The organism is Enterobacter sp. BNK-18 (assembly GCF_047456135.1).
Taxonomy (GTDB): Bacteria; Pseudomonadota; Gammaproteobacteria; order Enterobacterales; family Enterobacteriaceae; genus Enterobacter; species Enterobacter ludwigii.
Genome location: NZ_CP179899.1, coordinates 2,562,951 through 2,578,361, shown reverse-complemented (window position 1 = coordinate 2,578,361; position 15,411 = coordinate 2,562,951). Strand labels below are relative to the sequence as shown.

The following is a 15,411-nucleotide window of genomic DNA, read 5'->3' as shown; positions in this document are numbered from 1 at the left end:
GAGAGGGCAGGGGTGAGGGGTTAGTAGCATCTTCTTCCATGTTGTGAGATTGATAACAAAATTTATCTCAATCATCTCAAAAGTGTTAACCCGTACTCAAAAATATAATTTTCACTATTTATAAAAATGAAATAAATGTTTTATTTAAGGGGTCGTTAGTTCACAGCATTCACCAACACCGGGAGCCGTTATGTTTAACATTGCTTTACTGGGCGCTGGCCGAATTGGCCAGGTACATGCAGCTAACATCGCCAGCCACAGTGAGACCACGCTCTGGTCTGTGGTCGACCCGAATCAGGAATTTGCCACCCGCCTCGCCACGCAATATCAGGCTCGTCTGCAGAGCCTGGAGGACGCGATGAGCGACCCAAACGTTCATGCCGTGCTGATCGCGTCTGCGACGGATACCCACGCGGATCTGATTGAGATGGCCGCCCGCCACGGCAAAGCGATCTTCTGTGAAAAGCCGGTACACCTGGATCTTTCCCGCGTGCGCGACTGCCTGAACGTGGTTAACGAGTACAACGTACCGCTGTTTATCGGTTTTAACCGCCGCTTTGACCCGCAGTTTCGCCGGGTCAAAACCGAGGTGCAGGCCGGGCGGATCGGCAAGCCCGAATCGCTGCTGATTATCTCCCGCGACCCGTCCCCGCCACCGGCGCAATATGTGCGCGTTTCCGGCGGTATGTTCCGCGACATGACCATTCACGATTTTGATATGGCGCGCTTCATCATGGGCGAAGAGCCGGTGTCGGTGTATGCCCAGGGCAGCAATCTGGTGGATCCGGCGATTGGCGAGGCGGGGGATATCGATACCGCGTTTATCGTACTGAAGTATGCCTCCGGCGCGATGGCGACCATCGTCAACAGCCGCCGCTCTTCTTACGGCTACGACCAGCGCCTGGAGCTGCACGGCTCAGAGGGCCTGCTGTGCGCGGGCAATATTCTTGAAAATCAGGTGCAGCACTACGGCAAACAGGGCTGCACCGGCGCGCTGCCGGAACACTTCTTCCTGCAGCGCTACAAATCCGCTTACGCCGCGGAATGGGAACACTTTGTTGCGGTGCTGCGCGGCGAAGCGACGCCTGACTGTAGCGGCGACGATGGTGAACGTGCGCTGTACCTGGCGGATAAAGCGCTGGAATCCCTGCGTAGCCAGCGTGAGATCGTCCTCTAAACACAACCACCCTACACAGAGAGACATAATAATGAAAAAACTGATCTTAGCCGCCCTCATCGCCATGACCGCCGGGGCAGCAATGGCCGAAAACGAGCAAATAGTTTTCAGTACACCAAACCTGGCGATGCCGTTTGAAGTTCACATGCAGCGTACCGCGGTAAAAGCCGCAAAAGAGATGGGCGTAAAGCTTCAGGTACTGGACGGGCAGGGCAGCTCGCCGAAACAAGTCGCTGACCTGGAAAACGCCATCACCCGTGGTGCGCAGGGGTTCATCGTCTCCCCGAATGACGTCAATGCCGTCTCCAGCGCGGTGGATGAAATTCAGGATGCGAATCTGCCCGTTGTGACGCTTGACCGCTCCGTCGACAGCCAGAAGAAGGTGCCGCATTTTGGTGCCAACAACTACAAAGGCGGCCAGGCGATTGGCGACTTCGTTAAAAGCAAATTCCCCAACGGGGCAGACATTATTCTGCTCACCGGCCAGCCAGGTTCCTCCTCCAACATTGAACGTACCAAAGGGATCCGCGACAGCCTGAAGGCGGGCGGGGACAAGTACAAGATCGTTGCCGATCAGACCGGCAACTGGATGCGTTCTGAAGGGATGCGCATTGTGGAAAGCGTTCTGCCGTCACTGCCGAAACGCCCACAGGTGATCCTCTCCGCCAATGACGACATGGCACTGGGCGCAATTGAAGCGCTGCAGGGCCAGGGCGTGAAGCCTGGCGAAATTCTGGTGACCGGCTTTGATGCGGTACCTGAGGCGCTGGCGCGCGTGCGCGACGGCTGGCTGGCGGTCACGGCGGATCAACGCCCGGGCTTCGCGGTACAAACGGCGATGAGCCAGCTGGTGGCCAACGTGCGTGAGAAGAAAGCCATCACCGGCGCGGACTACCCGCCAACGCTTATCACCAAAGAAAATCTGCAGCAGGCTGAGCGCATCAGTGAGGCCGGTAACTGATTTATCCGGAGCCGCCGCACAGGTGGCGGCTCACTATTAAGGAGGAGCAGACCGATGTCGCAACCCTTACTGAAAGTGACCGACCTGGCAAAAAGCTTTTCTGGTGTCTGGGCGCTGAGCAGCGCACAGCTCACCGTCGGTGCCGGGGAGATCCACGCGCTGCTGGGTGAGAACGGAGCGGGGAAATCCACGCTGCTGAAAGCCCTGGCGGGCGCACAGCCGCAAACGCGCGGGGATATCTGGTTCAACGGCGACACGCTGCCGGTGGACGATTCACCGGTTGAGCGGCAGAACAAGGGCATTATCACTATCTATCAGGAATTTAACCTGCTGCCCAATATGACCGTCGCGGAAAACATGTTTCTCGGGCGTGAGCCGCGTAAACGTAACCTGATTGTCGACGAAAAAGCGGTGAACCAGGAGGCGCAGGTGATCCTCGATTATCTGCAGCTGAACGTTGCGCCAACCACGCCTGTCGCCCGTCTGAGCGTAGCCCAGCAGCAGATGGTCGAGATTGCCCGGGCGCTAACGCTGAACGCCAGGCTGATCATCATGGATGAACCCTCCGCGGCGCTGAGCGACAGCGAGGTGGAAAGCCTCCACCGCGTGGTGCGCGAGCTGAAAAACCGGGGGGTGAGCATTATTTATGTTACCCACCGACTGCACGAAGTTTTCCAGCTTTGCGATCGCTTTACCGTTTTCCAGGACGGCCGTTTCACCGGCAGTGGCGCCGTGGCGCAAACCAATGTCGAGCAGCTGATCCGTCTGATGGTGGGGCGTGACGTGGCCTTTAATCGTCGTCCCGCCAGCGAAACCCATCATGAAAACAAGCCGGTTCGTCTGGCAGTAAAAGGGCTGAGCCGCGAAAAACCGCCACTGGATCCGCACGGCATTGCCCTGCATGACATCAGCTTCCATGTCCACGCCGGAGAAGTACTGGGCATTGCCGGCCTGGTGGGGGCAGGGCGTACCGAAGTGGCGCGCTGCCTGTTCGGGGCGGATGCCTTTACCTCGGGCAGCTTTGAGCTGGACGGCGTCCCGTATCAACCGCGCGACCCAATGTACGCCCTTGAGCAGGGCATCGCGCTGGTCCCGGAAGATCGCAAGAAAGAGGGGGCGGTGCTGGGGTTATCGATTCGCGACAACCTGTCGCTCTCCAGCCTCTCTTCTCTGATGCAGTGGCGCTGGTTTGTGAATACCCGCAAAGAGGACGATCTGATTGAGTCCTACCGCAAGGCGCTGCAGATCAAAATGGTCAACAGCGCGCAGGAGGTGCGCAAGCTCTCCGGCGGTAACCAGCAGAAAGTTATCCTGGCGCGCTGTATGGCGCTGAACCCTCGGGTGCTGATTGTCGATGAGCCGACGCGCGGTATTGACGTGGGCACCAAGTCGGAAGTGCACCAGGTGCTGTTTGATATGGCCAAGCAGGGCGTGGCGGTGATCGTGATCTCCTCCGATCTGCCTGAAGTGATGGCGGTATCCGATCGGATCATCACGCTCAGTGAAGGCCGGGTGACCGGTGAGATCCACGGCGACGACGCTAACGAAGAGCGGCTGATGACGATGATGGCCATCAACCACAACGCCCTCAACGCGGCATAACGGAGTTTTCCATGACGCAGATGATTTCTAAAACGCAGGTTCCGGTGAAACGCAGCGGACGCCTCGATCCCATCGCCTTCTTCGAGCGCTTCGGGGTACTGATTTTCATGATCCTGCTGCTGATTTTCTTTCAGTCGCAGAACAGCAATTTTTTCTCTGAACGCAATATTTTCAACATCCTGACCGAGGTGTCCATCTACGGGATCATGGCCGTGGGGATGACCTTCGTCATTCTGACTGCCGGTATCGATCTTTCAGTCGGCTCCATCCTGGCGGTCTGCGCCATGACCGCCGCATACGTGATTAAGGGCGACAACTTCACCACCGTTGATCCGAACGCCTGGGGCGGCATGAGCTGGCTGATTGGGCTGGGGATTTGTCTGGCGATGGGCACGGCGATTGGCTTCCTGCACGGCCTGGGCGTAACCCGCCTGCGCCTGCCGCCGTTTATCGTCACGCTCGGCGGGATGACCATCTGGCGTGGCCTGACGCTGGTGATCAACGACGGCGCGCCCATTGCAGGTTTCGACCCGGGTTACCGCTGGTGGGGACGCGGGGAGCTGCTTGGCATCTCCATTCCAATCTGGATTTTCGCCATCGTGGCGCTTGGCGGGTACCTGGCGCTGCATAAAACCCGCTGGGGACGCTTCGTCTATGCCATCGGCGGTAACCCGGAGGCAGCGCGCCTGGCGGGGGTCAACGTGAAGCGCGTGCTGGTGAGTGTCTATGTGCTGATTGGCTGTCTGGCGGGACTGGCGGGCTTCATTCTCAGCGCTCGTCTTGGCAGTGCGGAAGCGGTCGCCGGGATCTCCTTTGAACTGCGCGTTATCGCCTCGGTGGTCATCGGCGGCACTTCGCTGATGGGCGGCTATGGACGCATCGGCGGCACCATCATCGGTTCCATCATTATGGGGATCCTGATTAACGGTCTGGTGCTGATGAACGTCTCGGCCTATTACCAGCAAATAATCACCGGATTAATTATCGTTCTGGCGGTGGCATTCGACACCTATGCCAAGAGCCGTCGCGGCGCATTGTGAGGATCAGGATGAAAGAGGTTCGTATTGGATTGATTGGCACCGGGTATATCGGCAAGGCACATGCCATCGCCTATGCCCAGGCGCCGACGGTATTTACCCTGCGCGGCAAACTGGTGCGCGAGATGGTGGCGGAAGTGACGCCCGCGCTGGCGGCAGAGCGGGCGCAGGCCTTTGGCTTCAACCGCTCAACCGGCGACTGGCGGGCACTGGTGGCTGACCCGGCGATTGATGTCGTGGATATATGCTCGCCCAACCATCTGCATAAAGAGATGGCGCTGGAGGCCATTCGCCACGGTAAGCATGTCTACTCGGAAAAGCCGCTGGCGCTGAATGCCCATGACGCACGTGAAATGGTGGACGCCGCGAAGCGGGCAGGGGTGAAAACGCTGGTGGGTTTTAACTACATGAAAAACCCGACGGCACAGCTGGCGAAAGAGATCATCGCCCGCGGCGAGATTGGCGAGGTGATCCACTTCTACGGTACCCACAACGAAGATTATATGGCCGACCCGCTTTCTCCCATTCACTGGCACTGTTTTAAAGAGACCGCCGGGCTGGGTGCACTGGGGGACCTGGCGGCGCATATCGTCAACATGGCGCAGTATCTGGTCGGGGACATTCAGCAGGTCTGCGGTGATTTAAAAATTGTTGTGCCTGAGCGCCCGGCGCAGGCCGGTTCGTCGCAAAACGTTGCGGTTGAAAATGAAGATCAGGCGCACGCGATGGTCCGTTTCGCCGGCGGAGCACAAGGGGTGATTGAAACGTCCCGCGTCGCCTGCGGGCGCAAGATGGGACTGTCGTATGTGATAACCGGCACCAAAGGGGCCATCAGTTTTACCCAGGAGCGGATGGCGGAACTGAAGCTCTATCTGCATGACGACCCGGTAAACCGCCAGGGATTCCGCACGCTGCTCGTGGGTCCGTCACATCCGGACTATGGCGCGTTTTGCATGGGAGCGGGCCATGGTATCGGCTTTAACGATCAAAAAACGGTGGAAGTACGCGACCTGGTCGACGGTATTGCCGCTGATGTGCCGATGTGGCCGGACTTTGAAGAGGGATGGAAGGTTTCGCGGGTGCTGGACGCCATCGCACTCTCACACCAGGAAGGCCGCTGGCTGAACGTGAACGACATTGTCTGATGAGGTATCAACGTGGAAAAGCAGTTTGATGTGATATGCATGGGCCGCGTGGCGGTAGACCTCTACAGTCAGCAAATTGGTGCCCGTCTTGAAGATGTGTCGAGCTTCGCGAAATATCTCGGCGGCTCGTCCGGCAACGTGGCCTACGGGACGGCGCGTCAGGGGCTGCGCTCATCGATGCTGGCACGCGTCGGTGATGAACATATGGGACGCTTCCTGCGAGAAGAATTACACCAGGTGGGCTGCGATACCAGCCATCTGATCACCGACAAAGAACGCCTGACGGCGCTGGTGCTCCTCGGCATTAAAGACCGGGACACCTTTCCACTGATTTTTTATCGCGATAACTGCGCGGATATGGCCATCACGGCCAGCGATGTGGATGAACGCTATATTGCCTCCGCACGGTGCCTTGCCATCACCGGGACCCATCTCTCGCACCCTCAGACCCGTGACGCGGTGCTGACGGCGCTTAACTATGCCCGCCGTCACGGTGTTCGTACGGTGCTGGATATCGACTACCGGCCGGTACTGTGGGGGCTGACCTCATTAGGGGACGGGGAGACGCGCTTTATTGCCGCAGAAAACGTGACCCGTGAACTGCAGGAGGTGCTGCACCTTTTCGACGTCATTGTCGGCACCGAAGAAGAGTTCCACATTGCAGGTGGCAGTACCGATACCCTGCAGGCGCTGGGTCGCGTGCGCGCCGTGAGTAACGCTACGCTAGTTTGCAAGCGTGGCGCGCTTGGCTGTTCGGTGTACACCGACGCTATACCGCCCCGGCTGGATGAGGGGCTGACGGTGACCGGCGTGCGCGTTGAGGTGCTGAACGTGCTCGGTGCGGGCGACGCGTTTATGTCCGGCCTGCTGCGCGGCTACCTTAACGACGAAGGCTGGGAGCAGGCCTGCCGCTATGCCAACGCGTGTGGCGCGCTGGTGGTTTCCCGCCACGGCTGTGCCCCGGCGATGCCGAGTAAGGCTGAGCTGGACGACTACCTGAGGCGTGCGGCGTCGGTGCCGCGTCCCGATCTTGACGCGCGCCTGAACCATCTGCACCGCGTCACCACCCGCCGCCGCGAGTGGCCGGAGCTGTGCGTGATGGCCTTCGATCATCGCAGCCAGCTGGAAGATATGGCGTTGCAGTGCGGGGCATCCCTGAAGCGCATCCCGGCGCTCAAGCAGCTTATTCTGCAGGCCAGCCGTGAGGCGGCCAGCAGCGCAGGGCTTGAGGGCAAAGCCGGCCTGCTGTGTGACGGTACTTTTGGTCAGGATGCCCTGAACGCGATTACCGGTGAAGGGTGGTGGATAGGCCGCCCTATTGAGCTGCCGGGCTCCCGGCCGCTGGAGATGGAGCACGGTAACATAGGCACGCAGCTCATCAGCTGGCCGCAGGAGCATGTGGTGAAATGCCTGGTCTTTTTCCATCCGGAAGATGCGCACGGCCTGCGTCTGGAGCAGGAGCAGAAAATCGCAGAGGTCTACCACGCCTGCTGCCAGTCCGGTCATGAACTGCTGCTGGAGGTGATCCTGCCTGCCAGCATGCCGCGCAGCGATGAGCTTTACCTGCGCGCCATCTCGCGTTTTTACAACCTGGGGATTTATCCCGACTGGTGGAAACTGCCGCCGCTCTCTGCCGAGGGCTGGACGGCGCTGAGCGAGATTATTGAACGTCGGGATCCACACTGTCGTGGCGTGGTGATCCTCGGGCTGGACGCCCCGGCTGAGCAGCTTCGTGCTGATTTTAAAGCCGCCTCGGGACACGCGCTGGTGAAGGGCTTTGCCGTAGGACGCACGCTGTTTGGCGATGCGTCCCGTGCATGGCTGAAACACGATATTGACGATGCGCAGCTGGTGGCACGCATCCGGGACAATTACCTGCAGCTTATCGCCTGGTGGCGCGAGCGCGGACACGCATAATTCAGGAGACGACAATGAGTGTGCAATTAGGTATTAACCCGCTGACATGGACGAACGACGATCTGCCTTCACTCGGCGCGGAGACGCCGCTGGATACCTGTCTGAGCGAAGGGAAAGAGGCCGGTTTTGCCGGTTTCGAACTGGGCAATAAATTCCCGCGTGAGGCGCGCCTGCTTGGCCCCATTTTGCAGCGCCACGATCTGCAGCTGGTCTCCGGCTGGTATTCAGGGCGTCTGCTGGAGCGTAGCGTGGAGGAGGAGATTGCCGCCGTGCAGTCCCACCTGACGCTGCTGCGCGAACTGGGGGCAAAGGTGCTGGTATTCGCCGAAGTGAGCGGCTGTATTCACGGCGAGCAACAGACGCCGGTTCATCTTCGCCCGCGCTTCCCGCACGCGCGCTGGAAAGAGTACGGCGAGAAGCTGACCGCTTTTGCCCGCTACACGCAGCAGCAGGGGGTGCAGATTGCCTACCATCACCATATGGGAACGGTCATTGAGTCCGCTGAAGATGTCGATAATCTGATGACCCATACCGGTGAAGAGGTGGGCCTGCTGCTGGACACGGGCCATCTGACCTTTGCCGGGGCTGATCCGCTGGCGGTGGCCCAGCGCTGGGCATCGCGCATTAACCATGTTCACTGTAAAGACGTGCGCGCCGACGTGCTGGCGGACGTCAAAAACCGCAAAACCAGCTTCCTTGATGCGGTGCTGAGTGGGGTCTTCACCGTACCGGGTGACGGCTGCGTGGACTATCCGCCCATCATGCGACTGCTGAAGGCGCAGGATTATCACGGCTGGCTGGTGGTGGAGGCGGAGCAGGATCCTGCTATCGCTCACCCGCTGATCTACGCCCGTCTGGGGTATAACAACCTGAGCCGTCTGGCGCGCGACGCCGGGCTTATCTGAGGAGGTGACATGTCACGTCTGTTATCACGCTGGCAACCGCCGAGTGCGGAGGGCCGTACCCAGTCCGTCACGCCGGAACGCGCGGGCTGGGGATACGTTGGCTTTGAAGCGTATGAACTGCAGGAAGGGCAGACGCTGACGCTGCCCGCCGTCAGCGAAGAGCGCTGTCTGGTGCTGGTGGCTGGACGAGCCTCTGTCAGCACACCTACCGCGCAGTTTACTGACATCGGCGAGCGGATGAGCCCGTTTGAGCGCATAAAGCCCTGGGCGGTCTACGTCACGCCGCAGGAGACGGTGCAGATTAAGGCGCTGACGACGCTGGAGCTGGCGGTCTGTGCCGCACCCGGCAAAGGGACCTTCCCGACACGGCTTATCGCTCCGCAGGATATCGACGCGCAGGCGCGCGGCAAAGGCCATAACCAGCGCTACGTGCACAACATTCTGCCGGAAGATCAACCCGCCGACAGCCTGCTGGTGGTTGAGGTCTGGACCCACGAAGGCTGCACCAGTTCATACCCGAGCCATAAGCACGATACGGATAATCCACCGCAGGAAACCTACCTGGAGGAGACCTACTATCACCGCCTCAATCCCGGGCAGGGGTTCTGCATGCAGCGGGTCTATACTGACGACAGGTCGCTGGATGAGTGTATGGCCGTTTATAACCGCGACGTGGTGATGGTGCCGAAGGGGTACCATCCGGTGGCGACGCTGGCTGGTTATGACAGCTACTATCTCAACGTGATGGCCGGTCCGGTGCGAAAATGGATGTTCACCTGGGAAGACGATCACGCGTGGATCAACCGCGACTATCCACGTTGACGTTGCAGAAGCCCGCACCCCGCGGGCTTTTTTTATCACCCTTATCCTGTCTTGCGCGTTACCCACCAGAACACCAGCGCCACCAGGCTCACCGCTGCGCCAGTCAGGCAGACGCCCTGCCAGCCCGCGATGGCATACGTCATCGTGGTGCTCAGCGCGCCCAGACCGCTGCCGACAGCATAAAACAGCATATAAAGCCCGACCAGCCGGCTATGCGCCTCGGGGCGGGCACGAAAGATCAGGCTCTGGTTGGTGACATGCAGCGCCTGCCCGCCCAAATCGAGCAGCACGATGCCAATGAGCAAAATGCCGAGCGAACGGTCCATCAGTGAAATCGGCCACCAGGCCAGGAGTAACAAGACCAGTGCAGCCGCGCTGGTGCGCCGGGCATATCCTCGATCGGCCCACTCTCCGGCCCGGGTTGCCGCTAACGCGCCTGCCATTCCGGCCAGGCCAAAAGCACCAATGGCGGTATGCGATAAGTTATAGGGTGGGGCACTTAACGGCAGCACCAGGGCGCTCCAGAAAATATTGAACGCAGCGAACATCAGTAAAGCCAGTACGCCGCGCACCTGCAGGACTTTTTCTTCCCGCAGCAGGGTCAGCATTGAGTGAATCAGGCGCGGGTAACTCATCGTTTCAGGCACCGCAGGCAAGCGGGGCAGCCTCCACCACAGCGGAAACGCAATAATGACCATCAGCCCGGCGGCAGAGAGATACACGCCACGCCAGCCCGCGATATCACTGATGCCTCCGGAGACGACGCGGGCCACTAACAGGCCCGTAAATACCCCGCCTTGTGCCGCACCAATAACGCGGCCTTGCTCATGCGGCGACGCGGCGTTGGCGGCATAGGCGATAAGCCCTTGCGTCATGGCCGTTCCTGCCATGCCGGTGGCGAGCATACCCACCAGCAGCATCGTTGACGTCTGCGCCATGCCGACCGCGACCAGAGCGGCGACCAGTACGACAAGCTGTAGCGCCATCAGGCGCCGGCGATCCATTTTATCGCCCAGAGGAACCACGAACAGCAGAGCCAGAGCACAGCCAATCTGCGTGGCGGTGACCACGCCGCCAATGGCACCCTGGCTGATGCCAAAGTCTCTGGACAACGCGTCAAGCAACGGCTGTGCGTAATAGACGTTGGCCACGCTTAAGCCGCTGGCGAGGGCGAACAGCCACACCAGGCTACGCGGCATGTCGCCTGAGCGGACGTGCCCGGTTTTTCGATCTGACGGTAGTGGTGACGCGTGTGACATGTTCAAATCCTCGCCCTGGGTAATGTGGTTTTAAAAAGAAACCAGTTGAAGGCTAGGTTATGCAGTTTTAAAATGCAACCAGTTATTATTGACTGACCTGCCGGGGTAACGCTGTGCCGTCTCGTAAACCGATTGAACAGGAATTTTGTCCCGTTGCCCGCAGCGTCGATCTGATTGGCGATCGCTGGTCGCTTCTGATTGTGCGTAATGCTTTTGACGGCATGCGCCGTTTCGGGGATTTTCAGCGGGATCTCGGGGTTGCGCGTAACATTCTGGCTGACCGACTGCGCAAGCTGGTCGACGCGGGCATTCTCGCGATGCAGGGGGCGTCAGACGGTACGTCGTATCAGGAATATGTCCTGACGGACAAAGGCGAAAGCCTGTTTCCCATCGTCGTTGCGCTTCGCCAGTGGGGAGAGCAGCATCTGTTTGAGCGCGGGGAGCGCCACTCGCTGTTGATCGACAGGCGTACCGGCAAGCCGGTTCCCCTGATGGCGCCAGCAGCGCAGGATGGAACGGCGCTGAAGGCGCAAGATACTGAGGTGCAGAAAGTGACGTAACCCGACGCTCTGCAAGCCCGCGATACGCGGGCTGTTGTGTCATTCTTAATGGTTTGTTATTGCCTGCTCAATCGTGCGGGCAATATCATCCGGCTGACTCACCATCGACACGTGGCTTGCTGCCACTTCCGTGGTTTTCGCGTGGATCGTTTTCGCCATCGCACGTTCAAGCTCCGGGTTAATCATCCGGTCATTTTTGCTGACCACAAACCAGCTTGGCTTTTCATGCCAGGCCGCATGGCTCACTTTTTCCGCAAACGCGTCGGCCTTGATCGGCCCCTGAGTGGCTGCAATGGTCTGCTGTTCAACGGCGCCTGCATCCGGTGCGAAGTCTTTCATCACGGCTTCTGGCGGGAGATACAAATACCCGTCTGCCGTTTTTGCGATATCCGCACTCCCCGCTGGCGGTGGGTAACTTCCCGCCAGGTCCGCCGTCGACTGGCCGGAATCAGGCGCAAAGGCCGCTACGTACACCAGGGATTTTACCCGTGCATCGTTGCCCGCTTCGCTGATCACCGTTCCGCCCCAGGAATGACCTACCAGCACCACATCGCCCTGCGCCCGTGCAATGGCGCGCCGGGTGGCGGCAACGTCATCTTTAAGCGACGTGAGCGGCAGCTGGACGGCAATCACCTCGGTATGCTGTTTTTGCAGCCGGGTAATGACCTTGTTCCAGCTGCTGCCATCGGCAAACGCGCCATGGACCAGCACCACGCTGGTTTTGCTCTCAGCAAAGGCGCTGGCTGAAAGCGCCAGCAGACCCGCCGTCAGTACAAAGCGTGCTTTCATTGCCTGGCTCCTTAAAAATGATGGACCGTTGCGTGAGGCGGTACGGTGAATTCAATGGTTTTATGGTCGATGGGTTTATGCGTGGGGTCGGCCAGAATTATGGTCACTTTATGCTTCCCGGCGGGTAACCCAACCAGAATGATTGGCTCTCCGCTGGTATCGGCCCAGTGCCAGGGGGCGTCATCCACCACGACATGGATATGGCCGATACGTGGTGTGACCTTCAGCGCATCGGGCCCGAATACCGGCTCGATGCGCAGGTTTTCAGCCCGGTATTGAATAAAGACCGCCCCCTTGCTCAGCGGGCCGGCAAGCGGTGGATCGACAATCAGCTTAGCGGCCGGCTGTGGACGTTCCAGCGGGGCAACAGCGGCAGGGCCGTTGACGTCGGCAGCTCTGAGGTTATCCAGCGGTGCGGCCCAGGAGCAGGTTGCTGACGCCAGAACAAGTGCAGGGAGCAGTAAATAACGACGGATCATCTGAGTCTCTCCTCAATCGGTTTCAAATTCGGTTTCAAACAATGACAGAGACAGAAAACCATTTTTATGTATCCGGGATGTTTGCGGGGAACGGCGTTTTGTACCGGCTTGTCAGCGTGGCGCTCCGGATACAGTGGGATACATTTCATCATTCCGCGCGGGGTCGGCACTGCGCACAATCGCTATCGCCAGCCCGGCAATCACCAGCGTCAGCGCGGTGGAAACCCACATTGCGCCGGCGATCCCCAGCGTTTTGTTTAGCCACGCATAGGCAAACGGCGATGCCGCGGCCATAAGCTGTGCGGGAATGAGCAGCATGCCGGTGCGGCGGGCATAGCTTTCGGCGCTGAAAAGCGTCAGCGGCAGGGTGGCTTTTACTATCGTCATCAGCCCGTTGATGGCGCCGTAGCCCAGCACAAAACCAGCGGCACACCCGACAAACAGCGAGCTGCTTAACCCGATAACAAAGCAGAGCGGCATGGCGAGGGCGGTCAGGAGCGTCAGGTTGAGCGGGGTTAAGCGTGCACCCGCCAGCACCTCCGTGGCGCGTGCGCCCGTCTGGCCAACTCCCCACAGCATGCCGATGGCGACCGGCAGGCCAAAACTGGCAATAAACTCTGGCAGATGGGTGGACGTGCCGTTAGAGACAAAGGTCATGAGGGCAATAAACGTGGCATACCGCCAGCCGTTACGCCGTTCCTCGCGCACGGGCGGCGCGGTAACGTGCGGGGGGGCCGCCAGCCGCTGGTGGGGAAGCGTGCGAATCAGCACCGCGCTCAGCAGGCCAAAGAGGGCGTAGATCTGCAATGCGTGTTGCCAGCTCATCACTTTCAGCAGCCCATCACCCAGCGGCCAAAAAACCGCTGATGCCAGACCGCCAGCGAGCGTGATGCGCGAGATCGTTCTGCGTGCCTGCTGGCCGTACAGGTTCACCAGCGCGGCGAACAGCGCATCATACAGCGACAGCCGCATCCCGATACCGGCAACCAGCCAGGCACCGTACCAGCCGAACAGCGTCTGCGTATATGCCATGCCCGCGCAGCTTGCGGCAATCAGTAACGTTCCGCTCATCACCACGTTCTGCCCGCCAGCGTACGCCAGCAGTCGGGCGACAAAAGGGGAGACCATCGCCATTACCAGCATCGCCAGCGTCAGGCCGAGGTAGAGCTGCGGTGATGACCACCCCCGGTCGGCCACAATCGCCTGGGCAAAGGTCCCGGGCATATAAAACGAGATCCCCCAGTTGATAAGCTGATGACAACCTGCCCGGAGGGCGAGGTGACGGGGAAGGGCAGGTGTTTTCATTGTTTTTCATTCCGTTATGCAGTTGTCCTGAGCATAGCGAGCGCGCTATTGTGCTGGCAGGTCAGCCACCTTATGCGCCGTATAAGAGAAACTTTGAATGACAACGCTCAACCTGGGCTATCTCGCGACGTTCCGTCTGGTTATCCAGCGCGGCAGTTTTTCCGCGGCGGCGGACCTGCTGGGCATTTCCCAGCCGGCCGTCAGCCTGCAAATCCGCCAGCTGGAGCAGTTTCTGCAAACCCGGCTGGTAGAGCGTACCGGGCGGGGTATCAAACCCACGGCTGCCGGGCAGGCGTTGCTGGTGCACGGGGAGCGTATTCAGCAGGCGGTGGATGAAGCCATTCGGTCCGTGAGTGAGTTCAGCCACGACGTGAGTGGCACCATTACGCTTGGCACGGGCGCAACGGCCTGCATTCATCTTCTGCCGCCGCTGTTGCAGCAGCTCGGGCGTGACTATCCGCTTCTCAGAGTGGGCGTGACGACCGGCAATACGCTCGACATCGTCCGGGCAATTGAAGAAAACCGACTTGATATGGGGCTGGTGACGTTACCGGTGAGCGGAAGAGCGCTCGACGTTACGCCGGTGATGGACGAAGAGTTTGTTTTTATCGCGTCGCTGGACCAGCAGGATGGTTTTCAGTCGTTGACGCCCGCTGCGTTGCACGCGCAGCCATTCATTGCTTTTGAATCAGGCAGCGGCACCCGGGCGCTGATCGACGGCTGGTTTGCGGCCGAGGGGCGAATCCTCACGCCGGTGATGCAACTGGGCAGCATCGAGGCGATCAAGCGGATGGTACGTGCGGGGCTTGGCTACAGTATCGTGCCGCGTATGGCCGTAGACCTGGCGGCTGACCGCGAAGGGCTATGCGTGATGTCGCTCACGCCCGTGCTGCAGCGACAGCTGGCTGTGGTGATGCGCCAGGATAAAATCCTGAGCAAAGGAATAGCAGGGATAATTCGGATATTACAAAATCCTTCGACGCGCTAGCGATCGGCTGAATCAACGGTCAGGCTGGATTGCTGTGACTGGGCCTTGTCCTGATGGTGATACCAGGCGCCAATAGAGGAGTATACGAAGCGGCCGAAGAAGAACAGGAAGCTGATAAGCAGTATGATGCGGGTCATCCGGGTGTTGAACTGATGTCGTTTTCGCATACGCGTGGCCTGACTCACTGTGTTTTTCCTGGGCATGCCCTTTTGGGCGACAGGGATATTAAGGCACAGCGGGAAGAGAGGGTCAATTCGCAAATGTGTAAATAACCGTCAATAGTTACATTAATTAATGTTATTGAAATTAATAATTGCATTTACCATATTGATAATATGAAGAAAACTATTTCAAAAAAAATGTAAGAAAGGATCGTTTGAGTAAATTAGTTTGATTTAAGTCAACGGTTTCCCTGGCCTGGTATTTAAAATCCCACCTCCATACTGTTCGCCCCGCACGTTGTCG

15 protein-coding genes are annotated in these 15,411 nt (G+C 59.2%); 10 read left to right on the top strand and 5 right to left on the bottom strand.

Annotation, left to right across the window (positions count from 1 at the left end; translation table 11 throughout):
• The first annotated feature begins 190 nt into the window (after window positions 1-190).
• The 8 genes from iolG to iolB are packed head-to-tail and all read left to right on the top strand — an operon-like array spanning window position 191 to window position 9,566.
• Window positions 191-1,177 (top strand): inositol 2-dehydrogenase, encoded by a 987-nt coding sequence (gene iolG / locus ACMGG3_RS12405; protein WP_414149213.1) that lies wholly within the window; start codon window positions 191-193, stop codon window positions 1,175-1,177.
• A gap of 31 nt (window positions 1,178-1,208) precedes the next feature.
• Window positions 1,209-2,138: a sugar ABC transporter substrate-binding protein gene (locus ACMGG3_RS12400; protein ID WP_020883045.1), complete on the top strand. Its 930-nt coding sequence runs from the start codon at window positions 1,209-1,211 to the stop codon at window positions 2,136-2,138.
• A 54-nt stretch (window positions 2,139-2,192) separates the two neighbouring features.
• Window positions 2,193-3,740, top strand: a complete 1,548-nt coding sequence (locus ACMGG3_RS12395; RefSeq protein ID WP_014171148.1) for a sugar ABC transporter ATP-binding protein — start codon at window positions 2,193-2,195, stop codon at window positions 3,738-3,740.
• Between the two features lie 11 nt (window positions 3,741-3,751).
• Complete coding sequence (locus tag ACMGG3_RS12390; RefSeq protein WP_014171147.1) at window positions 3,752-4,780, top strand: ABC transporter permease; 1,029 nt, start codon at window positions 3,752-3,754, stop codon at window positions 4,778-4,780.
• 8 nt (window positions 4,781-4,788) lie between these two features.
• Window positions 4,789-5,922: a Gfo/Idh/MocA family protein gene (locus tag ACMGG3_RS12385; RefSeq protein WP_020883047.1), complete on the top strand. Its 1,134-nt coding sequence runs from the start codon at window positions 4,789-4,791 to the stop codon at window positions 5,920-5,922.
• Between the two features lie 12 nt (window positions 5,923-5,934).
• A complete protein-coding gene (locus ACMGG3_RS12380; protein ID WP_394246817.1) occupies window positions 5,935-7,839 on the top strand; it encodes a bifunctional 5-dehydro-2-deoxygluconokinase/5-dehydro-2-deoxyphosphogluconate aldolase in 1,905 nt (634 codons plus the stop codon).
• Between the two features lie 14 nt (window positions 7,840-7,853).
• Entirely contained in the window at window positions 7,854-8,744 is an 891-nt protein-coding gene (gene iolE, locus ACMGG3_RS12375) for a myo-inosose-2 dehydratase (protein ID WP_414149212.1), read from the top strand.
• Window positions 8,745-8,753: 9 nt separating this feature from the next.
• Window positions 8,754-9,566: a 5-deoxy-glucuronate isomerase gene (gene iolB, locus ACMGG3_RS12370; protein ID WP_063156696.1), complete on the top strand. Its 813-nt coding sequence runs from the start codon at window positions 8,754-8,756 to the stop codon at window positions 9,564-9,566.
• Window positions 9,567-9,607: 41 nt separating this feature from the next.
• Here iolB and ACMGG3_RS12365 read toward each other — a convergent pair whose 3' ends face one another.
• A complete protein-coding gene (locus tag ACMGG3_RS12365) occupies window positions 9,608-10,825 on the bottom strand; it encodes an MFS transporter (RefSeq protein ID WP_414149211.1) in 1,218 nt (405 codons plus the stop codon).
• Window positions 10,826-10,938: 113 nt separating this feature from the next.
• On the opposite strand from ACMGG3_RS12365, the gene ACMGG3_RS12360 reads away from it, so the two are divergent.
• Window positions 10,939-11,385, top strand: a complete 447-nt coding sequence (locus ACMGG3_RS12360; protein ID WP_073396230.1) for a winged helix-turn-helix transcriptional regulator — start codon at window positions 10,939-10,941, stop codon at window positions 11,383-11,385.
• 45 nt (window positions 11,386-11,430) lie between these two features.
• On the opposite strand, the gene ACMGG3_RS12355 is transcribed toward ACMGG3_RS12360, so the two are convergent.
• From ACMGG3_RS12355 to ACMGG3_RS12345, 3 genes are all read right to left on the bottom strand, one after another.
• Complete coding sequence (locus ACMGG3_RS12355; protein WP_032680500.1) at window positions 11,431-12,174, bottom strand: alpha/beta fold hydrolase; 744 nt, start codon at window positions 12,172-12,174, stop codon at window positions 11,431-11,433.
• An 11-nt stretch (window positions 12,175-12,185) separates the two neighbouring features.
• Window positions 12,186-12,653, bottom strand: coding sequence for a DUF6130 family protein (locus ACMGG3_RS12350; protein WP_394246823.1), 468 nt, complete (start codon window positions 12,651-12,653; stop codon window positions 12,186-12,188).
• A gap of 111 nt (window positions 12,654-12,764) precedes the next feature.
• Window positions 12,765-13,958 (bottom strand): MFS transporter, encoded by a 1,194-nt coding sequence (locus ACMGG3_RS12345; RefSeq protein ID WP_032680502.1) that lies wholly within the window; start codon window positions 13,956-13,958, stop codon window positions 12,765-12,767.
• A 97-nt stretch (window positions 13,959-14,055) separates the two neighbouring features.
• On the opposite strand from ACMGG3_RS12345, the gene ACMGG3_RS12340 reads away from it, so the two are divergent.
• Window positions 14,056-14,946 (top strand): LysR family transcriptional regulator, encoded by an 891-nt coding sequence (locus ACMGG3_RS12340; protein WP_014171137.1) that lies wholly within the window; start codon window positions 14,056-14,058, stop codon window positions 14,944-14,946.
• Here the strand turns inward: ACMGG3_RS12340 and ACMGG3_RS12335 are convergent.
• Window positions 14,943-15,113, bottom strand: coding sequence for a YfgG family protein (locus ACMGG3_RS12335; protein ID WP_020883056.1), 171 nt, complete (start codon window positions 15,111-15,113; stop codon window positions 14,943-14,945). The genes ACMGG3_RS12340 and ACMGG3_RS12335 overlap by 4 nt on opposite strands.
• Window positions 15,114-15,411: the final 298 nt, after the last annotated feature.